Origin of the sequence: Pseudomonas sp. DR208 (genome assembly GCF_019823005.1) — a bacterium.
GTDB lineage: Bacteria > Pseudomonadota > Gammaproteobacteria > Pseudomonadales > Pseudomonadaceae > Aquipseudomonas > Aquipseudomonas extremorientalis.
On record NZ_CP081944.1, the window covers coordinates 2209503 to 2235579 of the forward strand.

The following is a 26077-nucleotide window of genomic DNA, read 5'->3' on the forward strand; positions in this document are numbered from 1 at the left end:
TGGTGAAGGTGTCGTTAATTTGAGAATTTAGTCGCCTGCCAATGGACTGGTCAGCGTTGGTATTTCTCATGCATGGACGAATGGCTGTTCACTGTTCAGAGTATTCATGGTTATGCACTTTCCTGTCCGACAAACTTCACTGCAACCCCCTGTTCACCCGTCGCATTCCCTTTTGTCAGTGTTTGATAACGACGCCTTGCACTGGACAAGCAACAAGAGATCGTTTAGCACCGCGCAGGCGGCCAAACATATCACTCGAGGTAACTTCAAGTTTCATGATCGAGATCGAGACAATAAAGTCGTGGTGGGCTTTAGTTTTTCCGGCGCCTTTACTGCGGCCCAGAAAGAGCACGCCAGGCGGGCATTGAAGGCTTATGCCGATGTCGCCAACATTTCCTTTGTTGAAAACAGTGCCCAGGTAGATGGCTCTATTGTCATCCGAGGCATGCCAGGCTCCTGGTCGGGCAGCGCAGGTTTTCCCAACCAATACCAATCGAGCGTAACGGCGAATGTGGGAACGGCAGGCGCGGGCGCCAATCCTGAAGTGGGCAGTCATTTTCTGTCCTTGTTGGCCCATGAGTTGGGGCACACCTTGGGCCTGCAACATCCGGGCGCTTACGACGGCGGTGGCACTTACGAGGCCAATGCCGATTATGCGCAGGATACGAAGGCCCGCAGTGTCATGAGCTATTGGTCGGAGCGCAAACAGCCGGGGCATGACTTCAACGAACGACAACCCGCAGCACCCATGATGGACGATATCGCGGCGCTCCAGCGCTCGTACGGGGCGAATAAGCGCACCCGTGCCACCGACACCGTGTATGGGTTCAACTCCAATGCCAATCGTGCGCACTACAGCCTCAGGAGCGACCGCGACAAACCCGTCTTCTGCGTCTGGGATGGCGGAGGCGAGGACACCCTGGATTTTTCCGGCTTTGCCAATAAACAAAACATCAACCTCAATGCCGAGGCGTTTTCCGATGTGGGAGGGCTGCGGGGGAATGTGTCGATCGCCAAGGGGGTAGTCGTTGAGAACGCTATTGGGGGCTCCAACAGCGATGTGTTGACGGGTAACAGCGCCAATAACCGCTTGAAGGGGGCTGGCGGCAGCGACACGCTCCGTGGTGGCGCGGGCGCCGACACGTTTGTATACGACCGCGCCAGCGACTCAACACCGCAGGCCCCCGATGTTATTCAGGATTTCACCAGCGGCAGCGACAAAATCGACGTCGCCGGTGTTCTGCGCGAGGCGGGGCTCACGTCGCTGAACTTCACGGATAGCTTCAGCGGGCGTGCCGGCGACGCGGTGCTCAGTCACGACACCACAACCGGGCGCTCCACACTGGCCGTGGATACCCAGGGGGATGGCACGGCAGACCTGTTGATCAGCGGCCATGGCCAAATCAAACAGGAGGATGTGATCTGGAGCGGAAAGGGGGAGGCCGCACCCGTTACGCCCGATCAAACGGCTGACCCCACGCCGGAACCGGACTCGGATCCCGTGTCTGACTCAACTTCAGAGCCTGATCCGCTGCCAACGCCTAGGCCTGCACCCTGGTTTGGATCGCGGGTGGGCAAACAGATAGTTTCAGGGATCTCTCACGTCGCGAACTGGATATTTGGATGGTTCAGGTGAACGCTTGGGGGCCGTTGTCAGTTGCAAGTATTTTCGAACGTCAGGTGATGTGTGAGTTTTTATCAGTTTGTTTATAACGAATGTTCGGTGTTTCAATTGGTATGGTTCAAGTGCTTGTTTGGCGTATTTTCCTATGCGAATTTATTCGTGTATTCATGGTTTGCTTGTTTGCAAATAATTTATGTGGATATTAATTGTTGTTTCATTTTTTAAAAGCCTAGCGAGTTGCTCATGAAACTATCAAGCGTTCCGCCTGTTGCGCACAGTGGCAGGATTGTTAATGGTGACACTTTAACAACAGGTGGCCACCCCAATTCATACACGACCGATCAAGCTGCGAAACATCTCGTGCGAGGAGATTTCAAATGGCGAGATCGTAATGACGACAAAAAAATAGACCTGTCGTATACCTTGGACTCTCGATTCACCCCTCACCAGAAATTGCGCATCAGGGAGGCGCTTCGGTCTTGGGCGGAGGTGACCAACCTCTTGTTCAAGGAAAATGCCAAGGGGACTGATGCCTCCCTCCGTATCTCAGCCATACCGGGATATGCCGGCGGAGTAGCGAGCCTGCCCAATGACTGGTCGATCGGTACGGTCGACATCGGCATTGAGGGGGCTGATGGAAAGCTGGAACACGGGACTTTGTTTGATAAGGTAGCAGTCCATGAACTTGGCCATTCCATCGGTCTTCGGCATCCCCACGGAGAAGGCCCGGGGTACCGGGAGGACTCAACCGCCTACACCGCCATGAGCTACCACGATTCATCCTTTGGCGATGATCCTTACAACGGCAAAAAAATCGCGGCCCCCATGATGCACGATATCGCTGCGGCGCAGAGGTTGTACGGGGCGAACACCCAAACCCGAAAAACCAACACGGTCTACGGCTTCAATTCCAACACCGGTCGAGATTTCTACAGCCTGAAGACCGCCGAGGACAAACCTGTTTTTTGCGTCTGGGACGCAGGTGGAACGGATACCCTGGACTTTTCCGGTTTTCGCCAGAAACAGAAAATCAATCTTAATGCTGAGTCCTTTTCGGATGTTGGCGGCCTGAAAAACAACGTCTCCATTGCCAAGGGCGTCACGCTGGAAAATGCGGTGGGTGGTTCCAGTGATGACAGCCTGATCGGTAATCAGGTCGGCAACCGCCTCAAGGGCGGTGGCGGGGCGGACAAGCTCGAGGGCGGCGGCGGTGCGGATACGTTTGTCTATGACAGCATCGCAGACTCCACGCCTGAGTCCCCTGATTTGATCGTGGATTTTGCCAGCGGTACTGACAGAGTCGACATCTCCACGCTATTGAAGCGCGCTGCTGTGAAGGTCCTCTACATTGTTGACCGATTCAGTGGGCGTGCGGGCGAGGCGGTATTGAGCCACAACGCCAGCAACGGGCAGGGACGCCTGGCGCTTGACCTGACAGGTAATGGGAAGCCTGATTTTCTGGTGAACTGTAACGGGAAAATCCACTACAAGGATTTGATGGTCAACCCTGAACCTCCCACCTCAATTGAACCAGAGCCCGATTTGACGACAGATCCGGAACCAGAGCCCACCCCGCCGAGGACTAAAAGAGCGAACACAGCAAACGAGCAGAGGGGCGGTAAAACGTACACGTACGGTTCGGCTTCCGAATCGAACTGTCGCAAGGTCGACACTTTGAAGGATTTCACCAGTGGTAAGGATAAAATTGATTTATCCAGGATGCTTGAAAAGGCGGGTGTTTCGCTGACACAGGTGGACAGGTTCACGGGAAGGGCCGGTGAGGCATTCATCATGAAATCAGACAGTGATGGTCTTTACTGGGTAGCCGTTGACCTGGACGGGGACAGATGCAGTGATTTTGTCGTCAATAGCCCTAACGTGATAAGCGCCGCAGACGTGGTAGGTATGAAGGTGAACCAGGCCTACGATCGGCAGTTATCCCGACGTAACTGATGGTGTTGCAAAAGGCGCGTCGCCGTTTGAAACGGCATCCAGTCAAAGCCGTCGGTCATTGCTGGCGGACGGCTTTGGCATAGCGAGACAAGCGCCTCAGGCAGTGGCCACCGAGGCCTCACGGGAAACGCTCAGGAACCGTAATAATGCGATCAAGGGGAACGCACTGCCCACCAGCATCACGCCCAACCAGCCGCCGTGTTCATACACGCCGCTGGCAATCGCCGAACCGAACGCGCCGCCGATGAAGATGCTGGTCATGTACAGCGCGTTCAGGCGGCTGCGGCTGCTGGCGTCGAGGGCGTAGATGGCACGTTGGCCGAGCACCATGTTCATCTGCACGCAGAAGTCCAGGACCACGCCAGTCACGGCCAGGCCGATCACGCTGTACAGCGGGTGCACGAAGGCCGGCAGGAAGCTCAACGCGGCGAACAACATGGCCAGCAGCGAAGCGCGATGGGTGTGACCGGCATCGGCCAGGCGACCAGCGATGGGTGCGGCTATGGCACCCAGTGCGCCGACCAGGGCGAACAGGGCGATCTCGCTCTGGCTCAGGCCATGGTTACGCGCCAGTTCCAGTGGGGCGGCGGTCCAGAACAGGCTGAAGGCGGCAAACATGCAGCCCTGGTAGAACGCCCGTTGACGCAGCACCGGTTGCTCACGCAGCAAGGTGCCGAGGGAGCGCAGCAGTTGACCATAGCTGGCAGAGTGATCCGGCTGACGCTTGGGAATGGTCAGCATCAACACCACACTGATAAACGCCATCAGCGCCGCCGCCGCCATGAACATCGCCCGCCAGCCGAAGTGGTCCGCGACCACGCTGGACACCGGCCGCGCCAGCAGGATGCCCAGCAACAGGCCACCCATGATGCTGCCGACCACACGGCCCCGGGATTCGGCGGGCGCCAGGTGCGCGGCCAGCGGAATCAGGATCTGCACCGACACCGAACTGAAGCCGATCAGCAGCGACACCAGCAGGAACAGGTTCGGCTGCTCGGTGACCGCTGCGCCCAGCAGGCTGGCGATAGCGATCACGGTAGTGGCGATCATCAGCTTGCGGTTTTCCAGCAGGTCGCCCAGGGGCACCAGGAAAAACAGCCCCAGGGCGTAGCCGATTTGCGTCAGTGAAACGATCAGGCTGGCCATGGCTGGCGTAAGGCCGATGTCCGGCGCGATCAGCTCGATGATGGGTTGCGCGTAGTAGATGTTGGCAACGATGGCGCCGCAGCAAAACGCAAACAGCATCACCATGCTCCGGGTCATGGTGCTTGTAGCGTGGGAAGTAGCGTTCATGGTTTTCTCATAAAAGCGAAGGAAGTGGGGCGAGCCTAAAGACAACACCGTAGCCCGGGTAGGCCGCTGGCAGTGATAACACTCATGCCCGGTAATGATGAGTGAATCGTTAACTTTCTGCGCGAAGGCTGATGATACATTCAGGCACCACTGCTGAAACAGGAAATCCATTGCAATGAAGATCACGTTGAACAAGATGCTCCTGGCTTCCACGCTGGCCGCCGCCATGGCCGTGGGCCTGGCCCATGCTGCCGAGACGCCTCGCGTGGGCGTACGCGGCGCCATTACGGCGATGGACGGCGATGCGATGCACGTCAAGGTCAACAGCGGCGAAGAGGTGGTCGTGCACTTGACCAAAGACACCCAGGTGCGCGCGGTCACCCTGGCCAAAATCGATGAGATCAAGCCGGGCAGCTACATCGGCTCGGCCGCGATGCCCAACGACGATGGCAGCCTTACCGCGCTGGAAGTGCACGTGTTCCCGCCAGCCATGGCCGGCACCGGCGACGGGCACCGCGCGTTTGATTTGAAAGAAGGCAGCAGCATGACCAACGGCACCGTCGGCGACCTGGTAGTGAGCAACGGGCGCACGCTGACGGTGAAATACAAAGGCGGCGAGCAGAAGATCGTGGTGCCGGAAGATGTGCCGATCGTCAACCTGGAGCCGGGTGACCGCAGCCTGCTCAAGCCGGGCGTGAAGGTGGTGCTGTTTGCCGCGCAGGGCGCGGATGGGACGATCACGGCCCAGGCGATCTCCGCCGGTAAGGATGGCGTGACACCACCGATGTAACGGCCAGACACAGAGCCAAATGTGGGAGGGGGCTTGCCCCTCCCACATTTATCAATTACTGGCCGCTGTAGATCTGGTCGAACACCCCACCATCATTGAAGTGGGTCTTCTGCACCGTGCGCCAGTCACCAAAGGTCTTCTCCACCGACAGGAAGTCGACTTTCGGGAACCGGTCGGTGTACTTGGCCAGTACCTTCGGATCACGCGGGCGTAGGTAGTTGTTGGCCGCGATTTCCTGGCCTTCCGGCGACCACAGGTACTTCAGGTAGTCTTCGGCCGCCACGCGGGTGCCTTTCTTCTCGACCACTTTGTCGACCACCGACACCGGCGGCTCGGCTTCGGCGGAGACGCTTGGGTAAATCACTTCGAACTGATCACGGCCGAATTCGCGGGCGATCATTTCCGCTTCGTTCTCGAAGGTCACCAGCACGTCGCCGATCTGGTTGGTCATGAAGGTGGTGGTGGCGGCACGGCCACCGGTGTCCAGTACCGGGGCTTGCTTGAACAGCTTGCCGACAAAGGCCTTGGCCTTGTTTTCGTCACCGCCGTTCTTCAGCACATAACCCCAGGCCGACAGGTAGGTGTAGCGGCCGTTACCCGAGGTTTTCGGGTTGGGCACGATCACTTGAACGCCATCTTTCAACAGGTCCGGCCAGTCTTTCAGGGCTTTGGGGTTGCCTTTGCGCACGATGAAAACGGTGGCCGAGGTGAACGGCGCGCTGTTGTTCGGCAGGCGGGTGACCCAGTTGTCCGGCACCAATTTCCCGTTGTCCACCAGGGCGTTGATGTCGGTGGCCATGTTCATGGTGATCACATCGGCCGGCAGGCCGTCGATGACCGAGCGTGCTTGCTTGCTGGAGCCACCGAAGGACATCTGCAGCGTCAGCTTGTCGTTCGGGTGCTCGGCTTCCCAGTGTTTCTGGAAGGCAGCGTTGTAGTCCTTGTAGAAGTCGCGCATCACGTCGTAGGAGACGTTGAGCAGTGTGACCGGGGCAGCCTGGACGGCGCCCGCCAGGGCAAGGCCGGCGGCCAGAAGGGAGGCGCTAAGGAGTTTTTTCACTGCTCATTCCTTGTTGTTCGAGAAGGTTGCTGATTGAGTAGGGGCAATTTGCCAGCGACTATAGCTGGCGTCGCATAGACGTTTAAAGATTAAAACGAACTTTGCTTATTCCACTTTCTTGAAAAGATGATTGCCACAGCGTGAGCAGAACGCTGCGTTTGGCTCATGGCTGTCTTTCTTGCACACCGGGCAGTCATGCTGCAATTGTTCACCGCGCATGGCACTGGCCAGTTCGGCGGTGAAAATCCCGGTGGGCACGGCGATGATCGAGTAACCGGTAATCATCACCAGGGACGAAATCACTTGGCCCAGCGGCGTCTTGGGCACGATGTCGCCAAAGCCTACGGTGGTCAGGGTCACGATGGCCCAGTAGATGCCCTTGGGAATACTGGTAAACCCGTGCTCCGGGCCTTCGATCACGTACATCAGGGTGCCGAACACCGTCACCAGGGTGCACACGCTGACCAGGAACACCACGATCTTCTGCTTGCTGCCGCGCAGCGCCGCCATCAGGTAGTTGGCCTGCTTGAGGTAGGGGCTGAGCTTGAGCACGCGGAAGATCCGCAACATGCGGATGATGCGGACGATCAGCAGGTACTGCGCGTCGCTGTAATACAACGCAAGGATACCGGGCACGATGGCCAGCAAATCCACCAACCCATAAAAGCTGAAGGCGTAGCGCAAGGGTTTGGGCGAACAGTACAGCCGCAGCCCGTACTCGATCAGGAAAATGAGGGTGAACCCCCACTCGATGTACGCCAGCACGTCGGCGTAGTTCTGGTGGATCTGGTCGATGCTGTCGAGCATCACGATCACCAGGCTGGCGAGGATGATCAGCAGCAGGATGCCATCGAAGCGCCGCCCGGCGACCGTGTCACTTTGAAAAACCATGACGTAGAGCCGTTGGCGCCAGTCGTTGTTGCTGTCCATAAAGCCCGCCTGAATCGAATATCGAGCAAGCCTAGGGGGATTCGAAGGGGCTGTCCATGCGGGGTTTCTGAAGCACTCGAACACCTGCGCGTACCAGCCAGCAGGCGAGTATGAATGGCGCGGTCAACGCGGGCAGGTGCAGGGCCGCAAAGCCCGGTGTGAGGAGGATCGCCAGCAGGATGCCGAGCAGCGGCAACCAGGGTTGGCGACGCATCTGGCTCAATGCCATGGCCGCCAATGCCGGGTTGTAGCTGTGCAGGCCGAGGAGGGCGCCCGCAGGTTCGTCCAGCCACAGCGCAAGCAGCACACCGACGCTGGCACCGATCAGCGCCCATCCAGCGGCGCGGCGGTTGGCCAGCCACAGACCCAGTGCAATCAGCGCGCCCGCCATCGGCTGGTCCAGCAGCATGATCTGCGCAAGCCCGGTAAAAGGCGCCGTGAGGATAGCCAAGGTGTCGGGTTCGCCCAGGGCAAACGTGTTCTGCGGCACCGTGCCCAGCAACAACCAGCCCAGGCCGACAAAAGGCGCCGTGTAAGCGGGCAAGTCATTGGGCTGGTCGGCATGTTTCAACCATTGCCGTGTCAACATCGCCGCCAGTCCGCCGCATGCCAGGATCAGCGGCGGCAACAACGCCGACCAGGCAAAGTGCTGGCTGATCAATAAGCCCAGCAGCACGCCGTTGTAGCTGTAAAGGCCGGCCTGGCGTTCGGCCTTGGGATAACCGCGACGCTGGGCCGTGAGCAACCCCGCCACGCCACCCAGCAGCGCCCCGCCGAACAAGGCCGGGGCGCCGATCAGGATCGCCAGCAGGCACAGCAGGCCGCACAGCGGCTGGCGCTGCAGGAAAATCTGGCTGAAGCCGTTGAGCAGCGCTTCGGCCCAGTCGGGGCAGGATGGGTTGTGCATGGTGATTAATCAGTGGGACCGAGTTGTTCCCATCGGGGGCAAGCTCCCTCCCACACTTGATTGGGTTCACAGATTCAAATGTGGGAGGGGCTTGCCCCCGATGAGGCCCTTACAGACGCTAAATCAACGTCTCGATACGCAGCGAATTGGTCGACCCCGGCTGCCCGAACGGCACCCCCGCCGTAATCACCAACGTATCCCCACGCTCCGCCATGCCCTGTGCCTGGGCTATTTCCAGTGCCGTGGAGCACACCTCATCCACTTGGCGCAGGCGGTCATTGACCACCGAGTGCACGCCCCACGCCACGCTCAAGCGCCGCGCCGTGGACAGGTTCGGCGTAAGGTTGAGGATCGGCGCCACTGGCCGCTCCCTGGCCGCGCGCAGGCTGGAACTGCCCGACTCGCTGTAGTTCACCAGCACCGCCACCGGCAGGATGCTGCTGATGCGGCGGATCGCACAGCTGATGGCGTCCGACACCGTGGCATCCGCCTTGGGCCGGTTGACGTCGAGCTGGGTCTGGTAGTCCGGGCCGTTTTCCACCTGACGGATGATCTTGCTCATCATCTGCACGGCTTCCAGCGGGTACTCGCCGGACGCCGTTTCCGCCGACAGCATCACCGCGTCCGCGCCTTCGGCCACGGCGTTGGCGACATCGGTGACTTCGGCACGGGTCGGCGCCGGCGAGAAGCGCATCGATTCCAGCATCTGTGTGGCCACCACCACCGGTTTGCCCAGTTGGCGGCAGGTACGGATGATGTCTTTCTGGATCTGCGGCACGCTCTCGGCCGGCACTTCCACGCCCAGGTCGCCCCGGGCCACCATGATGGCGTCGCTCAGTTCGGCGATTTCCCGCAGGCGCAGCACGGCCGAGGGCTTTTCGATCTTGGCCATCAGGAAGGCCTTGTCGCCGATCAGCTCGCGGGCTTCGCGGATATCCTCCGGGCGCTGCACAAACGACAGCGCCACCCAGTCCACGCCCAGTTCCAGGCCGAAGCTCAGGTCGCGCCGATCCTTGGCGGTCAGAGGGCTGAGTTCCAACAGGGCTTGTGGGACGTTCACGCCTTTGCGGTCCGACAGTTCGCCGCCATTGAGCACGGTGGTGTCGATGGCGTCAGTCTGTTTGGTGATGACCCGCAGACGCAGCTTGCCGTCATCCAGCAGCAGGTCCATGCCCGGCTCCAGCGCCGCGATGATTTCCGGGTGGGGCAGGTTGACCCGGCGCTGGTCGCCCGGCGTCGGATCCAGGTCAAGGCGCAGGGCCTGGCCGCGCACCAGTTGCACTTTGCCCTCGGCAAAACGCCCGACGCGCAGCTTCGGCCCCTGTAAATCCATGAGGATGCCCAACGGGTAATTCAGCTGGCGCTCGACCTGGCGGATCCATTGGTAGCGCTGGGCGTGGTCGGCATGATCGCCGTGGCTGAAATTGAGCCGGAAGATATTCACCCCGGCTTCCACCAGTTCGCGGATGTCATCGATACCGTCGGTGGCCGGGCCCAGGGTGGCGAGGATTTTGACCTTCTTGTCAGGCGTCATGTTGGGCAGCCTCAAGGATCAGGATGGCGCGGAAGTCGTTGACGTTGGTGCGCGTCGGCTCGGTGACGATCAACCCGTCGAGGGCGGCGAAATAGCCGTAGCCGTTGTTGTTGTCCAACTCGTCGCTGGCCGACAGGCCGAGTGCTTCGGCGCGGCGGTAACTGCAGGGGGTCATGATGGCGCCGGCGTTGTCTTCCGAGCCGTCGATACCGTCGGTGTCACCGGCCAGGGCGTATACGCCGGGCAGGCCCTTGAGGCTATCGGTGAGGCTCAGCAGGAACTCTGCGTTGCGCCCGCCACGGCCAGTGCCGCGCACGGTGACGGTGGTTTCGCCACCGGAGAGGATCACGCATGGCGCCGCCAGCGGCTGGCCGTGTTGCACGATTTGCCGGGCAATGCCGGCGTGTACCTTGGCCACGTCCCGCGCTTCGCCTTCCAGGTCGCCGAGGATCAATGGGCTGAACCCGGCCTGGCGCACTTTCACCGCCACGGCTTCGAGAGATTGCTGCGGGCGGGCGACCAATTGGAAGTGGCTGCGGGAGAGCACCGGGTCGCCGGGCTTGACGGTTTCCGAGGCCGGATCTTGCAACCAATTGCGCACCGAGGCGGGAACGTCGATGTGGTAGCGCTTGAGGATCGCCAGGGCCTGTTGCGAGGTGCTCGGGTCGCCCACCGTGGGCCCGGAGGCAATCACCGTGGCCTGATCGCCGGGTACGTCGGAAATCGCATAGGTGTAGACCGTCGCCGGCCATGCGGCTTTCGCCAGGCGGCCGCCCTTGATTGCGGAGAGGTGCTTGCGCACGCAATTCATCTCGCCGATGGTCGCGCCGGATTTGAGCAGGGCTTTGTTGATGGCCTGTTTGTCGGCCAGGGTGATGCCTTCGGCGGGCAGTGCCAGCAAGGCGGAACCGCCACCGGACAGCAGGAAGATCACGCGGTCGTCTTCACCGAGGTTACCGATCAATGCCAGAACGCGCTTGGCCACCGCGAGGCCCGCCGCATCGGGCACCGGGTGCGCGGCTTCGACCACTTCGATTTTTTTGCAGGGTGCGCCGTGGCCGTAACGGGTGACCACCAGGCCGCTGACGTCGCCCTGCCAGCAGTTCTCCACGACCAGCGCCATGGCGGCGGCCGCCTTGCCGGCGCCGATCACGATCACACGGCCGCTGCGGTCGGCGGGCAGGCAGGGTTCAAGGACTTGCCGGGGGTGGGCGGCGTCGATGGCTGTGGCAAACAGCGCGCGAAGCAGGTGTTGCGGATCGACCGACATAAGCGGGCTCCCGGGGATTTTTGTTATTAGAGGTGCGTCAATTTCAGGCTTGGAATGGGGTCAAATGGTGGGAGGGGCGGTGCGACGATTCGACTTGCCCCCGATGGCATTCTTTCATTCAACATTTTTGTCGGTTGATACACCGCTATCGGGGGCAAGTCGAATCGTCGCACCGCCCCTCCCACATTTGACTGCAGCTCATCAGGGGTTATTTATCGCGAATCGAGAAGTTCGCCATATGCTCCAGGCCCTTGATCAGCGCCGAATGGTCCCAGTTGCCGCCGCCAATCGCGGCGCAAGTGCTGAACACCTGTTGCGTACCGGCGGTGTTCGGCAGGTTGATGCCCAGCTCCTTGGCCCCGGCCAGTGCCAGGTTGAGGTCTTTCTGGTGCAGGTTGATACGGAAGCCCGGATCAAAGGTGCCCTTGATCATGCGTTCGCCATGCACTTCGAGGATTTTCGACGAGGCAAAGCCGCCCATCAGGGCTTCACGCACCTTGGCCGGGTCGGCACCGTTCCTGGACGCGAATAACAATGCTTCGGCCACCGCCTGGATATTCAGCGCCACGATGATCTGGTTGGCGACCTTGGCGGTCTGGCCATCGCCATTGCCGCCCACCAACGTGATGTTCTTGCCCATGGCCTGGAACAGCGGCAGTGCGCGTTCGAAGGTCTGCGGCTCGCCACCGATCATGATGCTCAGGGTGCCGGCCTTGGCGCCGACTTCGCCACCGGACACGGGCGCGTCCAGGTACTGCGCGCCGGTCTCGTTGATCTTCGCGGCGAATGCCTTGGTGGCAGTGGGGGAGATCGAACTCATGTCGATCACCACCTTGTTCGGCGACAGGCCTGCGGCGACGCCGTCCTTGCGGAACAGCACGTCATCCACCTGGGGGGTATCCGGCACCATCACGATGATGAACTCGGCTTCCTGCGCCACCTGCTGCGGGTTGGCCAGGGCCACGGCGCCAGCGTCGATCAGCGCTTGCGGGGCCTTGCCGTGGTGCTCGGAGAGGAACAGTTGGTGGCCTGCTTTCTGCAGGTTCGCGGCCATGGGTTGGCCCATGATGCCGGTGCCGATGAATCCGATTTTAGCCATGAAAGAATCCTCTTTTTATTAGATGGCGTTATGGGTCTTCAACCAACCCAAACCCGCTTCGGTGGTGGTCAACGGCTTGTATTCACAGCCGACCCAACCCGTGTAGCCGATGCGGTCCAGATGACCGAACAGGAAGCGGTAGTTGATCTCACCGGTGCCCGGCTCGTTACGCCCCGGGTTGTCCGCCAACTGGATATGATTGATCTCGCCCAGGTGCGCGGCCATGGTGCGGGCCAGGTCGCCTTCCATGATTTGCATGTGGTAGATGTCGTACTGCAGGAACAGGTTGTCGCTGCCGACCTGTTCGCGAATCGACAGGGCCTGCGCCGTGTTGTTCAGGTAGAAGCCAGGGATGTCGCGGGTATTGATCGCTTCCATCACCAGCTTGATGCCCACCGCTTGCAGTTTTTCAGCGGCGTACTTGAGGTTGGCGACGAAGGTTTTTTCCAGGGTTTCGTCATCAACGCCGTGTGGGCGGATGCCCGCCAGGCAGTTGATCTGGGTGTTGCCCAGCACCTGGGCGTAGGCGATGGCCAGCTTGACCCCGGCGCGGAACTCTTCGACGCGGTCCGGGTGACACGCCAGGCCGCGTTCACCCTTGGCCCAGTCACCGGCCGGCAGGTTGAACAGCACCTGGGTCAGGCCGTTGGCGTCGAGCTGCGCCTTGATTTCAGCGGAACTGAATTCATACGGGAACAGGTATTCGACCCCTTGGAAACCGGCATCGGCAGCCGCTTTGAAGCGGGCAAGGAAGTCCTGTTCGGTAAACAGCATGGACAGGTTGGCGGCGAAACGCGGCATAGGGTTCTCCTTAATCGAGCAGGGAAATGGCAGTCGGCGCATCATTGCCGACCAGCGCCAGATCTTCGAATTCATTGACGGCGTTGATCTCGGTGCCCATGGAAATATTGGTCACGCGCTCCAGAATAATCTCAACGATCACCGGCACCTTGAATTCTTCGATCATTGCCTCGGCGCGGCGCAGTGCCGGCGCGATCTGGCCTGGCTCGAACACGCGCAGGGCCTTGCAACCCAGGCCTTCGGCGACGGCCACGTGGTCTACGCCATAACCGTTGAGTTCCGGGGCGTTGAGGTTGTCGAAGGACAGCTGCACGCAGTAGTCCATTTCAAACCCGCGCTGGGCCTGGCGGATCAAGCCCAGGTAGGAGTTGTTCACCACCACGTGGATATACGGCAGCTTGAACTGCGCGCCCACGGCCAGTTCTTCGATCATGAACTGGAAGTCGTAGTCGCCGGACAGCGCCACCACCTTGCGGCTCGGGTCGGCCTTGACCACACCGAGGGCGGCGGGGATGGTCCAGCCCAATGGGCCGGCCTGGCCGCAGTTGATCCAGTGGCGTGGCTTGTACACGTGCAGGAACTGCGCGCCGGCAATCTGCGACAGGCCGATGGTGCTGACGTAGCAAGTGTCTTTGCCGAACACCTGGTTCATTTCTTCATACACACGCTGTGGCTTGACTGGTACGTTGTCGAAGTGCGTCTTGCGGTGCAGGGTGGCCTTGCGCTGCTGGCAGTCGTGCAGCCAGGCACTGCGATCCTTGAGTTTGCCGGCAGCTTTCCACTCGCGGGCCACTTCAATGAACATCGTCAGGGCGGAGCCCGCGTCGGAGACGATGCCCAGGTCCGGGGTGAAGACGCGGCCAATCTGCGTGGGCTCGATGTCGACGTGAATGAAGGTGCGGCCCTCGGTGTACACCTCGACCGAACCGGTGTGACGGTTGGCCCAGCGGTTACCGATGCCCAGCACCACGTCTGACTTGAGCATCGTCGCGTTGCCATACCGGTGGGAGGTTTGCAGGCCGACCATGCCGACCATCTGCGGATGATCGTCAGGGATGGTGCCCCAGCCCATCAGGGTCGGGATCACTGGGATGCCGGTCAACTCAGCGAATTCCACCAGCAACTCGCTGGCGTCGGCGTTGATCACGCCACCGCCACTCACCAGCAGCGGGCGCTCGGCCTGGTCCAGCAGGGCCAGGGCTTTTTCCACCTGCACGCGGGTGGCCAAAGGCTTGGCCAGGGGCAGCGGCTGGTAGGCGTCGATGTCGAATTCGATCTCGGCCATCTGCACGTCGAAGGGCAGGTCGATCAGCACCGGGCCGGGGCGACCGGAGCGCATTTCATAGAAGGCTTTCTGGAAGGCATACGGCACTTGGCCGGGCTCCAGGACAGTGGTTGCCCACTTGGTCACCGGCTTGACGATGCTGGTGATGTCCACGGCCTGGAAATCTTCCTTATGCATGCGGGCGCGGGGCGCTTGCCCGGTGATGCACAGGATCGGGATGGAATCGGCCGAGGCGCTGTAAAGACCAGTGACCATGTCGGTGCCCGCCGGGCCCGACGTGCCGATGCACACGCCGATGTTGCCGGCCTTGGTGCGGGTGTAGCCCTCGGCCATGTGGGAGGCGCCTTCAACGTGGCGAGCAAGGACGTGATCGATGCCACCCACCTTCTGCAAGGCCGAATACAGCGGGTTGATCGCGGCGCCTGGGATACCGAAGGCGGTGTCTACGCCTTCACGGCGCATGACAAGGACGGCGGCTTCGATTGCTCTCATTTTGCTCATGATTTTGGTGCCTCTTGCGTTTTGTAATTGTATACAAGTGGTTTCTATACAAAGTGTATTCACGGCGAGCTGCGCAGGTCAATGCATTTTATAAACTGGCCTTTGCGCTCATCTGAACGGCTTTTTTCGACGTATGGAGCCTTTGTGTGAAAATATTGTATACAAAAATAAAAGTCATTGTGTTCTATTTGTTGAATGGAGCATCTGATCATTCAGACCTGCACCGCTTTCCCAATAACAAAAGAAGGACGGCACCATGAGCGCTTTAACCTTGAAAATTGCCACCCAACTGGCCAGTCAGGCCCTCACCGCAGGGCGCACGATTTCTGCTGCGCCGCTGACCATCGCGGTGCTCGACAGCGGTGGTCATCTGGTCATGCTGCAACGGGAGGACGGCGCGAGCTTGCTGCGCCCGCAGATCGCCATTGGCAAGGCCTGGGGTGCGATTGCCCTGGGCAAAGGGTCACGCCTGCTGGCGCTGGACGCGCAGCAACGCCCGGCCTTTATCGCCGCATTGAACAGCCTGGGGCAGGGCAGTGTGGTGCCAGCGCCGGGTGGGGTGTTGATTCGAAGTCAGGAAGGTGTGGTGCTGGGCGCGATCGGGATCAGCGGGGATACGTCGGATATTGATGAGCAGTGTGCGATCACGGCGATCGAGGGGGTGGGGTTGATGGCGGATGCCGGGGTGTCAGCTTGATTTTGTGTTGACTTGCCCTCGATTGGCACACACACCACGGTGTGTCAGTCCGGCTCACAGCCCTTGAGCACCAACCGGATAATGGTCTGCGCCGCCGCCTCGTAATCCGCTTCATCCAACTTGGCCTTGCCGGTCACTGCCGAGATCTGCCAGTCGAAATCCGCGTAGGTCTGTGTGGCCGCCCAGATGCTGAACATCAAGTGATTGGGGTCAATCGCCGCGATCAGGCCACGATCCACCCAATCCTGGATGCATGTAATGTTGTGCTTGGCCTGGGCGTTCAACTGCTCGATCTGATCAGCGCTCAGGTGCGGCGCGCCGTGCATGATTTCGCTGGCGAACACCTTGGAGGCAAACGGCAGGTCACGGGAAATGCGGATTTTCGAGCGGATGTAGTTGCTCAAGACTTCCTTGGGGTCGCCCTGCGGATTGAACGGCGTGGAGGCGGCCAGGATCGGCTCGATGATGCTTTCGAGCACCTCGCGGTAGAGGTTGTCCTTGGACTTGAAGTAGTAGTAGACGTTGGGCTTGGGCAGCCCGGCCTTGGCGGCGATGTCGCTGGTTTTGGTCGCGGCGAAGCCCTTGTCGGCGAACTCCTCGCTCGCCGCCCGCAGGATCTTTTCTTTGTTGCGCTCGCGAATGGTGCTCATAAACCTGGAGTTTCCTTGCCAAGACTGGCGGTTGCGCATGGTAGCACCGGCTATCCGCGCGCCTCAACAATCTGCCCGTCGGGCCTTTTGCCGCGTTATGCTCGCGCCATCTCACTCTTACGGAAGCCCGATTCATGGCAGGAAGCAGCTTGTTGGTGTTGATCGACGATATCGCCGCGGTACTCGATGACGTTGCCCTGATGACCAAGATGGCGGCGAAGAAGACCGCCGGGGTGCTGGGCGATGACCTCGCGCTCAATGCCCAACAGGTCTCCGGCGTGCGCGCCGAACGGGAAATTCCCGTGGTGTGGGCGGTGGCCAAGGGCTCCTTCGTCAACAAGTTGATCCTGGTGCCCGCAGCGCTGTTGATCAGTGCGTTCGCGCCGTGGGCGGTGACGCCCTTATTGATGCTCGGCGGTGCCTACCTGTGTTTCGAAGGTTTCGAGAAACTCGCGCACAAGTTTCTCCACAGCAAGGACCAGGACCAGGCTGAACATGCGCAGTTGGTCGAGGCTGTGGTCGATCCGGCAACCGACCTGGTGGCCTTCGAAAAGGACAAGATCAAGGGCGCCATTCGTACCGACTTCATCCTTTCCGCCGAAATCATCGCCATCACCCTCGGCACTGTGGCCGATGCGCCACTGATGCAGCAGGTCATCGTGCTGTCCGGCATCGCCATTGTCATGACGGTGGGCGTCTACGGACTGGTGGCCGGTATCGTCAAGCTGGATGACCTGGGCCTGTGGCTCACCCAGAAGCCCGGCCAGGTGGCGCGCAGTATCGGCGGCGGCATCCTGCAGGCAGCACCGTACATGATGAAGAGCCTGTCGGTGATCGGTACGGCGGCGATGTTCCTGGTCGGCGGTGGAATCCTTACCCATGGCGTGCCGGTGGTGCATCACTGGATCGAAACGGTCAGCCAGGGCGTGGGCGGGGTGGCGTGGTTGGTGCCGGTGGTGCTGAACGGCATTGTGGGGATTGTTGCGGGGGCGGTGGTGCTGGCGGTGGTCAGCGCAGTGGGCAAGCTCTGGAACGCCGCGAGGGCTTGATCCGTTGGCAATAAAAAGGCCATTCAATCGAATGGCCTTCTAAGAAGTGTTTGCTCTACCGTCTGTAAGTTATGCTTCGCGAAGTGTTATCGCCGGTTAACGATATCGCCCGACAATGCTTCTTCTCCCCTTTCGCAATAATCCAATAAACGCATGAATTCCGAATCTGCGTGTACGGTGTTGGAAATGTGACGAGCTTCTAACGTTGGGCGATCGCGCATAACGCCATCGATTTTATTGTTGTTTTCCGGCGAGTAAGCGCCGCCCAGCCTGTCGATACGTTCAAGCACGTTCAATGCCTTGATCGCAAAGTTTAGTTGCTGAAGCGGACTTAAAGATTTGTCGTTCCAATGGCCACCCAGTTGTTTATAAAATTTATTAAGGTCCAGGAATTGAGCCCCGTCTGGTTTTCCCCTTTTGTCTAGAGTTGAAAAGAGAGGGTCTTCAAGGACCTGTTTAAGGATGCGAGAATAACGTATGTCTCGGTCATGACCGGAAACAGGGGCGGGATGAACTGAGGTTGTTGAAGGCGTTGCTGCAGGCAGGGAGGTGAAATAGGGTGTACTGTAGCCATTTTTAATAGGGATCATAAGTAAACAACTCCATTTGATTAAGTATAGTTTCTGTTTTTCTGGCGAGGCAGGAAAATGTATCGGTTGCGCAGTCTTAGTGCGTCGTATGGCTGGGCGGTTCCATGAAAACGGTACGGCGCGAGGCGAGGTTTTTACTGGTTATGTTGAAAATCTTTGGCAATAAAAAAGGGCTGCCCGAATAACCGGGTAGCCCTGTATTTGCTGAATTTATATTATTCGGCTATTTGTAACTTTCGAGACTCAGTATAGATATACCGCACTTTCTCATATTCAAACGGCGAGTTCATCTGCCCGTACCGGAAGCTGGTCTGATAGCGCTTGTCCACCGCACGCAACGCCCAGATTTCCGGGTGATTGGAGCTGACTTCCGACACGTTGAGGAAGTTGATCTGGGTTTCCGCGCCGTAGTCGACAATCAGGCCAGTGGTGTCGCGCAGGTTGGATGGACCGAAGATCGGCAGCACCAGGTACGCACCGCCAGGCACGCCGTAGAAGCCCAGGGTCTGGCCGAAGTCTTCGCTCTGGCGCGGCAGGCCCATGGCGGTGGCCGGGTCCCACAGGCCGGCGATACCGAGGGTGGTGTTGACCAGCAGGCGGCCGGTGGTTTCCAGGGAGCGGTGGCCTTTGAGTTGCAACAGGCTGTTCAACAGGTTGGGCACGTCGCCCAGGTTATTGAAGAAGTTACTCACGCCGGTGCGCAGGAAGCTGGGGGTCACATAGGTGTAGCCGTTGACCACCGGCAGGAACACCCATTGGTCGAAGCGGTAGTTGAAGTGGTACACGCGGCGGTTCCACGACTCCAGCGGGTCATACACGTTGAGTGCGGTGAGCGACGAGCGCTCGAACTCCCTCTGGTCCAGGCCTGGGTTGAACTTGAGCTTGCTCAGCGGTTCCTTGAAGCCGTCGGCATCCATATTGACCGGCTCATGGGCCTTGCTGTTGTCGGCATTGGCCACGCCTGCGCACATCAAGGCGGCAAGCAGCAGAAGATATTTAGCCACGGAAGAACTCCAGCATGGCGTCGGCGTTGACGCGGTAATTGAGGTTGCCGCAGTGGCCGCCCAGCGGGTAGACGGTCAAGCGATCGCCGAAGGTTTTACGCAGGAAACCGAGGTCGCCAGGGCCGAGGATCACATCGTCCGCGTTATGCATGACGGCGATTTTCGGGCTGTTGTGCAGGTAGTCCTTGAGGGCGTACAGGCTGACCTGGTCGACCAGTTGCAACAGGCTGCCGCCATCGGAGCGCGCGCGCCACATCGGGATCACTTGTTCGGTGAGGTAGCAATCGAAGTCGCATTGCAACGCACGCTTGAGAAACGGCGTAAGGCTGGTGCCTTCGGTGATCGGGTACTTCGGCGGGATGATCAGGCCACGGCGGTTGATCAGGTCCGAAGTAAAGGCGATGTCGGCCGCTGAAAAACGGAACGAGGTGCCGATCAGCATGGCCATCTGTTCGTTGGTCAAGTGCTGCTTGGACTGCTGGAAGTCGTACAGCAGGGCGTCGTTAAGGTCGATGTAGCCCTTTTGCTGAAAGTAACGGGTCAGCTTGTTCAGCACCAGCTCATAGAAGGTGGTGGTGTTGTTGATGCCCTTGACCTCGGTCTGTACCAGCTTGTCGAGGTTGGTGATCGAGGTGTAGAGGTTGACCGGCGGGTTCAACAGCAAGACTTTCTTGAAGTTGAAGCTGCGACGGGTCTCGTCGAGCTTGGCCACAAACGCCGCATCCAGGCCGCCCAGGCTGTAGCCGGTGAGGTAGAAGTCGGTGACCGGCAATGAGGCGTTCTGCGCGCGCACGGCTTGCATCACGCGGTACATATCTTCCGCGTCTTCCTGGGTGATCCCCGGGGTGGCGAAGCGCGAGGCGGCGCTGATGAAGTCGAAGCTGGTGGGCGACGACAGTTGCACCACATGGTAGCCGGCCTGGTAATACAGTTTTTTCAGGTATTCGTTGAGGCTGCTGTCAAACCGCGCGCCGGTGCCGGCGATCAGGAAGATCAGCGGCGCCGCTCGGTCCTGCTTGGCGATGCGGTAGGTGAGTTTCTTCACCGCCCAGAAGTTGTCCGGCAGGCTGAACTCGCGCTCGGGGCGCATGTTCAGGGTGTAGTCGGATTGGTTGATCTCGTCATCGCTCGGCAACGTTGGCCGAAGATCGGGCGGCGTGGTGGCGATGGTCGCTTCAAACGGGTTGGTCAAAGGGTAGCCATAGCTGGCCTGGTCAATATCGACGGCCAGTGCTGACGCACTCAGAAATAGGCTGCCCAGCAGGGCAGCACAGCGCAAGGAACGGAGCATGACTTAATCCCTAGGAGGAAACGTGCTTAATGAAGTTCGCAGGCTATGACCACCGCGTCGTCGCCGAAGTGCCAGCACTCGGCACGAAAAGTCGGTAAATAACGTCGGAATCGGGGTAATAGTAGCGAGAAGATACACTTTGCCGCGCTTTGATGAATACTAATTGTGTGTATGCGCCTTGCTAACGGCTGTCGGAGCATTAAGCTGAGCGCCGTTTTTGCCTATCGGAGTGGCCCATGTCCCGTCGTTTACCGTTGATTTTGCTGCTTATTGCCCTGCCGCTATGGTTGGCTGCCAGTTACGGTGCGCGCTATGGCTTTATGGAGGACGGCCAGTGGGTGGGCATCTGCGCGGATGAAGCCAGCCGCTGGGAATGCCAATTGCGTTCGAACCTGGGCCTGATGATCCACTTCAAGGTGCTGGGCTGGACCGCGCTGATCACGTCGGTGCTGGCGTTTTTTGTGCCTGGCCGCGTGGGTTGGGGGTTGGCGGTGCTGGGGGTGGCGTTCGGGTTGCCGGCATTGGCGTTGTACAACACCACGTTTGCGGTGTTTGCGGTGGTGATTGCGGGGTTGCGGTTGGTCAGGAAGCCCCGCGTTGCCTGATAGGGCCTCATCGGGGGCAAGCCCCCTCCCACATTGGTAGTGTATTGACCTGTGGCAGGGGGCTTGCCCCCGATAGCGGTTTTAGACCTTGCGCACCCGCAAGCAGCGCCACAAGGCTGCCGTCATGAGCAGGCTCACTACCGCCCAACCCCAAGCCTGCTGGTTCAACAACCCTTCACGGTACAACTGCGGCGCAATACCCGCACCGATGATGAAGGCCAGCAAGGCAATCTCCCGGCGCGGTCCGGTCACCGGACGCACCAGGTACACCAGGGCTGGCAACACCAGCGCTGCGCTCGGGAAGCTGCGGTAGCGCGGGTCAAACACCAACGCCAGCATCATCACCGCCCCCGCAAAACCGGCAGTCGCCACCAGCCAGCCCGCGCGCTGCTCCAGCCAGTTGAATGCGCGTGCGCGCCAATCTTGCCGTGCGCTCAAGGCCAGGGCGGCATGGGCCAGCACCAGCAGGTTCATCACCACCAGCAAGCCTGCCCACACCCATTCATCGTTGAACCGCGCGGTGACGCGGGTCAGCTCGGCCCAGGTGCCGATGGAGCAGGCTGCCACGGCGCCCAGCAACGGCAGGGCGATCGCGGTGCGCGTGCTGCGCACACGGCCACCCAGAACCAGGGTGCCCAGCAGGATGATCCCGCCCACGCCGAGCCATAGCGGCCAGTACGGCACATTGGTAACCGGCCCGGCGAGGATACCCTTGTCCTGCCGATTGGCATCGAACAGGCCCCAATAACCACCGACGGCACCTTCACTCCCACGCTTCCACGGCTGGTCAAAGGCCTCGATCAGGTTGTAGCGCCAGCCATTCGCCTCGGCCATGGCCACGAAACCCCGCATGAACCTGGCTTCGTTGACCCGGCTCGGCACGGCGGTTTCGCGCTGGCGACCTTCGCTGGGCCAGCCGGTTTCACCGATCAGGATGTCCTTGGGCGCGAATTTGCTGCCGAAGGTCTGGCGCACATCGCCCACGTGCTTGAGCGCCTGGTCGATGCCGGAAGGGTCATCTTCCCAGTAGGGCAGCAGGTGTATCGTCAGGAAGTCCACCGCCGGCGCGATTTCCGGGTGTTGCAGCCAGAATTCCCACACATCCGCATAGGTCACCGGCTGCTTGATCCGGCTTTTGACGGTCTGGATCAGCGTCACCAACTGCTTGGCGGTGACTTCTTTACGCAGCAGCGCTTCGTTGCCGACGATCACCGAGGTCACTACGTCAGGGTTGGCGTTTGCTGCCGTGATCAATGTTTCGATTTCTTTCTCGGTCGCCACTGGGTCGCTGCTGACCCAGGCGCCGGCCATTACCTTCAGCCCATGTTCGCGTGCCATGCTTGGCAACGCTTCCAGGCCGACCATTGTGTAGGTGCGCACGCACTCAAAGCGGGTGGCCAGCAGGGCCAGGTCGGCGTCCATGCGGTCCGGCCGCAGTCTGAACGGCTGATCAAACGGAGATTGGTCTTTATCGAACGGCGTGTAGGACGCGCACTGCATCTTGTGTGTGGCGCTGGCGACATCGGGCAGCACTACGGAGCGGCCGAGGCCATACCAGTAGCCGATCAGGGCCAGCAGGCCGAGGAGCAGGGCGCAGAAATAGGGCAGGGCAGGGAAGCGGGCAGTCGCAGGCATGGTCGGCTTATCTGGAGAGCAAAGGCGCGCATCTTACCCGGATTTAGGCCGTCCCAGTGGGGCCGCATAATTTTGACATGCAAAGTTCGGGCGGGATTTTGGCGTCAAGTCCTACAAAACGCCCTGCTGGCTATGTGATGTCGTTTCTTGCTTGTATGAGGTCGCTGACAGAGCAGGTCGAAGGGCGCGGCAGGTTGATGATCGAACTGTCAGCACTCCACTGATGCCGCAGACACCGGATCGATGCGCGTGACGGGGGCGCGGTGCACCACATAACAACAGGTTGACGTCGCTCGGCATCCGTCGGGCGCAGCACTTTCGGGGAAGTACGATGAAGATGCGACGACTCTTGGGCGCAGCTGCCACTCTGGTAGTTGCGATGAGCTCCACACTGGCCAGCGCCGACAGCAAAACCCTGAGCATCGGCTATGTGGACGGCTGGTCCGACAGCGTTGCCACCACGCACGTGGCGGCAGAGGTGATCAAGGCCAAGCTCGGTTATGACGTGAAACTGCAAGCGGTAGCCACCGGGATCATGTGGCAGGGCGTGGCCACCGGCAAGCTCGACGCCATGCTGTCCGCCTGGTTGCCGGTGACCCACGGTGAGTATTGGGCCAAGAACAAGGACAAGGTGGTCGACTACGGCCCCAACTTCAAGGATGCGAAGATCGGCCTGATCGTGCCGGAGTACGTCAAGGCCAAGTCCATCGAAGACCTCAAGACCGACACCACCTTCAAGAACAAGATCGTCGGTATCGACGCCGGCTCGGGCGTGATGCTCAAGACCGACGAAGCGATCAAGCAGTACGGCCTCGACTACAAACTGCAAGCCAGCTCGGGTGCGGCGATGATCGCCGAGCTGACCCGCGCCGAAGACAAACAAGAATCCATTGCGGTCACCGGTTGGGTGCCACACTGGATGTTCGCCAAGTGGAAACTGCGTTTCCTGGACGATCCAAAAGGGATTTATGGTGCTGCTGAAACCGTCAACAGCATCGGCAGCAAGGGCCTGGAAAAGAAAGCGCCGGAAGTCGCGGCCTTCCTGAAGAAATTCCAGTGGGCCTCCAAGGACGAAATCGGCGAAGTCATGCTGGCTATCCAGGAAGGCGCCAAGCCTGATGCAGCGGCCAAGGATTGGGTCGCCAAGCACCCTGAGCGCGTAGCCGAGTGGACCGGTAAGTAACGGCCCCTGATATACCCTTGTGGGAGGGGGCTTGCCCCCGATAGCGATCTGTCAGCTATCGATGTACTGGCTGACACACTGCTATCGGGGGCAAGCCCCCTCCCACATTAATTTTGCCTCCCGCAAATCTCCCTGCGCCCCCGCAAACCCTCGCTACACTCGATCTAAGACTAAGGTCGTCTGGAACCTCTACGGCAGCCGCATACAGTGGATACGTTCCAATAATAAAAAAGCTGTGCTGCGAGGATAAAAACAATGAACGACAGCATTTACCTCTCGATTCAAAACAGCCCGCGTTTCAAGGAGCTGGTGAGAAAAAGGGAAAGGTTCGCCTGGATTCTCTCGGCGATCATGCTAGGGCTTTACTCCGCTTTCATCCTGTTGATCGCCTACGGGCCACAAGTGCTGGGGGCCAAGCTCAGCCCTGGTTCCTCGATTACCTGGGGCATTCCCCTGGGCGTCGGGCTGATTGTGTCCGCCTTCATCCTGACCGGCATCTACGTGCGCCGGGCCAATGGCGAGTTTGACGACCTGAACAATGCGATTCTCAAGGAGGCTGCGCAATGATCCGTCGTCTACTGGCAATATTCGGCGCTTCGCTTTTTGCTCCGGCCGTCTGGGCGGCAGACGCATTGACTGGTGAAGTGCACAAGCAACCCCTGAACATATCGGCCATCGTGATGTTTATCGCGTTTGTCGGTGCGACCCTGTGCATCACCTACTGGGCTTCCAAGCGCAACAAATCAGCAGCCGACTACTATGCGGCCGGCGGCAAGATCACCGGTTTCCAGAACGGCCTGGCCATTGCCGGCGACTACATGTCGGCGGCGTCCTTCCTGGGGATTTCCGCACTGGTCTACACCTCCGGCTATGACGGTCTGATCTACTCGATCGGCTTCCTGGTGGGCTGGCCGATCATTCTGTTCCTGATCGCCGAGCGCCTGCGTAACCTGGGCAAGTACACCTTTGCCGACGTGGCGTCCTATCGCCTGGGCCAGACCCAGATTCGCAGCCTCTCGGCCTGCGGCTCGCTGGTGGTGGTGGCGTTCTACCTGATCGCGCAGATGGTGGGCGCGGGCAAGTTGATCCAGCTGCTGTTCGGCTTGGACTATCATGTAGCGGTGATCCTGGTGGGGATCCTGATGTGCATGTACGTGCTGTTCGGCGGCATGCTGGCGACCACCTGGGTGCAGATCATCAAGGCGGTGCTGTTGCTGTCCGGTGCCTCGTTCATGGCGCTGATGGTGATGAAGCACGTCAACTTCGACTTCAATATGTTGTTCTCCGAGGCGATCAAGGTTCACCCTAAAGGTGAAGCGATCATGAGCCCTGGCGGCCTGGTGAAAGACCCGATCTCGGCATTCTCCCTGGGCCTGGCACTGATGTTCGGTACCGCCGGCCTGCCGCACATCCTGATGCGCTTCTTCACCGTGAGCGACGCCAAGGAAGCGCGCAAGAGCGTGCTGTATGCAACTGGCTTTATCGGCTACTTCTACATCCTGACCTTCATCATCGGTTTCGGCGCGATCCTGCTGGTGAGCACCAATCCGGCGTTCAAGGATGCGGCTGGTGCATTGCTTGGCGGCAACAACATGGCGGCGGTGCACCTGGCCAACGCGGTGGGCGGCAGTATCTTCCTGGGCTTCATCTCGGCCGTGGCCTTCGCCACCATCCTTGCGGTGGTTGCAGGCCTGACCCTGGCCGGTGCTTCGGCGGTGTCCCATGACCTGTACGCCAGTGTGATCAAGAAAGGCAAGGCCAACGACAAGGATGAGATTCGCGTCTCGAAGATCACCACCATCGCGTTGGGCGTATTGGCGATCGGCCTGGGTATCCTGTTCGAAAGCCAGAACATTGCGTTCATGGTCGGCCTGGCGTTCTCCATTGCTGCCAGCTGTAACTTCCCGGTGTTGCTGCTTTCCATGTACTGGAAAAACCTCACCACCCGTGGCGCGATGATCGGCGGCTGGCTGGGCCTGGTCAGTGCGGTTGGCCTGATGATCCTTGGCCCGACCATCTGGGTCTCGATCCTGCACCATGAAAAAGCCATCTTCCCTTACGAATACCCGGCGCTGTTCTCGATGATCATTGCGTTCGTCGGCATCTGGTTCTTCTCCATCACCGACAAGTCGGCGGCGGCAGAGAAAGAGCGTGCGCTGTACTTCCCGCAGTTTGTGCGTTCGCAGACTGGCCTGGGGGCGAGTGGGGCGGTGAATCACTAAGGTTGCAGCCCGAAAAGGAAATGCCCCGGTCGAAAGGCCGGGGCATTTTTTTTGCCTGGGGTTCTGCGTTATGGGTACCCGCGTCATCTGGGGGGCGAGCCCCC

General features: G+C 59.9%; 23 protein-coding genes. 9 read left to right on the plus strand and 14 right to left on the minus strand.

The genetic code is table 11. The features are described 5' to 3' along the window. Positions 1-106: 106 nt before the first annotated feature. The gene (locus K5K89_RS09975; RefSeq protein WP_261401095.1) at positions 107-1636 is read left to right on the plus strand and encodes a M57 family metalloprotease; all 1530 of its coding nucleotides are present in this window, start codon (positions 107-109) and stop codon (positions 1634-1636) included. A gap of 231 nt (positions 1637-1867) precedes the next feature. Further along, a complete protein-coding gene (locus K5K89_RS09980; RefSeq protein WP_222541322.1) occupies positions 1868-3577 on the plus strand; it encodes a M10 family metallopeptidase C-terminal domain-containing protein in 1710 nt (569 codons plus the stop codon). Positions 3578-3673: 96 nt separating this feature from the next. Here K5K89_RS09980 and K5K89_RS09985 read toward each other — a convergent pair whose 3' ends face one another. Beyond that, positions 3674-4870 (minus strand): MFS transporter, encoded by a 1197-nt coding sequence (locus K5K89_RS09985; RefSeq protein WP_222541323.1) that lies wholly within the window; start codon positions 4868-4870, stop codon positions 3674-3676. Positions 4871-5045: 175 nt separating this feature from the next. On the opposite strand from K5K89_RS09985, the gene K5K89_RS09990 reads away from it, so the two are divergent. Beyond that, positions 5046-5660 carry a DUF5666 domain-containing protein gene (locus K5K89_RS09990; protein WP_071488478.1) on the plus strand — a complete coding sequence of 205 codons (615 nt, stop codon included), beginning with the start codon at positions 5046-5048 and terminating at the stop codon, positions 5658-5660. Positions 5661-5715: 55 nt separating this feature from the next. On the opposite strand, the gene K5K89_RS09995 is transcribed toward K5K89_RS09990, so the two are convergent. From K5K89_RS09995 to gcl, 8 genes are all read right to left on the minus strand, one after another. After that, the gene (locus K5K89_RS09995) at positions 5716-6720 is read right to left on the minus strand and encodes a sulfate ABC transporter substrate-binding protein (protein WP_071488477.1); all 1005 of its coding nucleotides are present in this window, start codon (positions 6718-6720) and stop codon (positions 5716-5718) included. A gap of 105 nt (positions 6721-6825) precedes the next feature. After that, a complete protein-coding gene (locus tag K5K89_RS10000; protein WP_222541324.1) occupies positions 6826-7650 on the minus strand; it encodes an ion transporter in 825 nt (274 codons plus the stop codon). Between the two features lie 31 nt (positions 7651-7681). Beyond that, entirely contained in the window at positions 7682-8557 is an 876-nt protein-coding gene (locus tag K5K89_RS10005) for an urea transporter (protein ID WP_071488475.1), read from the minus strand. A 118-nt stretch (positions 8558-8675) separates the two neighbouring features. After that, positions 8676-10091 carry a pyruvate kinase gene (pyk, locus tag K5K89_RS10010; RefSeq protein ID WP_222541325.1) on the minus strand — a complete coding sequence of 472 codons (1416 nt, stop codon included), beginning with the start codon at positions 10089-10091 and terminating at the stop codon, positions 8676-8678. Continuing rightward, complete coding sequence (locus K5K89_RS10015; RefSeq protein ID WP_071488473.1) at positions 10081-11361, minus strand: glycerate kinase; 1281 nt, start codon at positions 11359-11361, stop codon at positions 10081-10083. Before K5K89_RS10015 ends, pyk begins: the two co-directional genes overlap by 11 nt. 208 nt (positions 11362-11569) lie before the next feature. Further along, positions 11570-12460, minus strand: coding sequence for a 2-hydroxy-3-oxopropionate reductase (locus tag K5K89_RS10020; protein WP_071488472.1), 891 nt, complete (start codon positions 12458-12460; stop codon positions 11570-11572). Between the two features lie 18 nt (positions 12461-12478). Continuing rightward, positions 12479-13261: a hydroxypyruvate isomerase gene (gene hyi, locus K5K89_RS10025; protein WP_222541326.1), complete on the minus strand. Its 783-nt coding sequence runs from the start codon at positions 13259-13261 to the stop codon at positions 12479-12481. Between the two features lie 10 nt (positions 13262-13271). Then, positions 13272-15047 carry a glyoxylate carboligase gene (gene gcl / locus K5K89_RS10030; protein ID WP_071488470.1) on the minus strand — a complete coding sequence of 592 codons (1776 nt, stop codon included), beginning with the start codon at positions 15045-15047 and terminating at the stop codon, positions 13272-13274. Between the two features lie 256 nt (positions 15048-15303). On the opposite strand from gcl, the gene K5K89_RS10035 reads away from it, so the two are divergent. Then, entirely contained in the window at positions 15304-15744 is a 441-nt protein-coding gene (locus K5K89_RS10035; RefSeq protein WP_222541327.1) for a GlcG/HbpS family heme-binding protein, read from the plus strand. Positions 15745-15788: 44 nt separating this feature from the next. Here the strand turns inward: K5K89_RS10035 and K5K89_RS10040 are convergent, their stop codons facing one another. Then, a complete protein-coding gene (locus K5K89_RS10040; protein ID WP_222541328.1) occupies positions 15789-16394 on the minus strand; it encodes a TetR/AcrR family transcriptional regulator in 606 nt (201 codons plus the stop codon). Positions 16395-16528: 134 nt separating this feature from the next. Between K5K89_RS10040 and K5K89_RS10045 the strand changes: the two genes are divergently transcribed. Continuing rightward, the gene (locus tag K5K89_RS10045; protein WP_222541329.1) at positions 16529-17443 is read left to right on the plus strand and encodes a DUF808 domain-containing protein; all 915 of its coding nucleotides are present in this window, start codon (positions 16529-16531) and stop codon (positions 17441-17443) included. Between the two features lie 86 nt (positions 17444-17529). Here K5K89_RS10045 and K5K89_RS10050 read toward each other — a convergent pair whose 3' ends face one another. The 3 genes from K5K89_RS10050 to K5K89_RS10060 form a co-directional block, all read right to left on the minus strand. Next, positions 17530-18033 carry a hypothetical protein gene (locus tag K5K89_RS10050; RefSeq protein WP_222541330.1) on the minus strand — a complete coding sequence of 168 codons (504 nt, stop codon included), beginning with the start codon at positions 18031-18033 and terminating at the stop codon, positions 17530-17532. Positions 18034-18248: 215 nt separating this feature from the next. Further along, entirely contained in the window at positions 18249-19037 is a 789-nt protein-coding gene (locus tag K5K89_RS10055; RefSeq protein WP_071488467.1) for a VacJ family lipoprotein, read from the minus strand. Then, a complete protein-coding gene (locus K5K89_RS10060; RefSeq protein WP_222541331.1) occupies positions 19030-20328 on the minus strand; it encodes a serine/threonine protein kinase in 1299 nt (432 codons plus the stop codon). Before K5K89_RS10060 ends, K5K89_RS10055 begins: the two co-directional genes overlap by 8 nt. Before the next feature lie 236 nt (positions 20329-20564). On the opposite strand from K5K89_RS10060, the gene K5K89_RS10065 reads away from it, so the two are divergent. After that, positions 20565-20933: a hypothetical protein gene (locus K5K89_RS10065; RefSeq protein WP_071488465.1), complete on the plus strand. Its 369-nt coding sequence runs from the start codon at positions 20565-20567 to the stop codon at positions 20931-20933. Positions 20934-21014: 81 nt separating this feature from the next. Here the strand turns inward: K5K89_RS10065 and K5K89_RS10070 are convergent, their stop codons facing one another. Further along, positions 21015-22568, minus strand: a complete 1554-nt coding sequence (locus K5K89_RS10070) for a glycosyl hydrolase family 17 protein (RefSeq protein WP_222541332.1) — start codon at positions 22566-22568, stop codon at positions 21015-21017. A 331-nt stretch (positions 22569-22899) separates the two neighbouring features. Here K5K89_RS10070 and K5K89_RS10075 point away from each other — a divergent pair, with 331 nt between their 5' ends. From K5K89_RS10075 to K5K89_RS10085, 3 genes are all read left to right on the plus strand, one after another. Next, a complete protein-coding gene (locus K5K89_RS10075) occupies positions 22900-23751 on the plus strand; it encodes a glycine betaine ABC transporter substrate-binding protein (protein WP_025857941.1) in 852 nt (283 codons plus the stop codon). 255 nt (positions 23752-24006) lie between these two features. Further along, complete coding sequence (locus K5K89_RS10080) at positions 24007-24318, plus strand: DUF485 domain-containing protein (RefSeq protein WP_016972153.1); 312 nt, start codon at positions 24007-24009, stop codon at positions 24316-24318. Further along, positions 24315-25973 carry a cation acetate symporter gene (locus K5K89_RS10085; protein WP_071489586.1) on the plus strand — a complete coding sequence of 553 codons (1659 nt, stop codon included), beginning with the start codon at positions 24315-24317 and terminating at the stop codon, positions 25971-25973. Before K5K89_RS10080 ends, K5K89_RS10085 begins: the two co-directional genes overlap by 4 nt. The last annotated feature ends 104 nt before the right edge of the window (positions 25974-26077 follow it).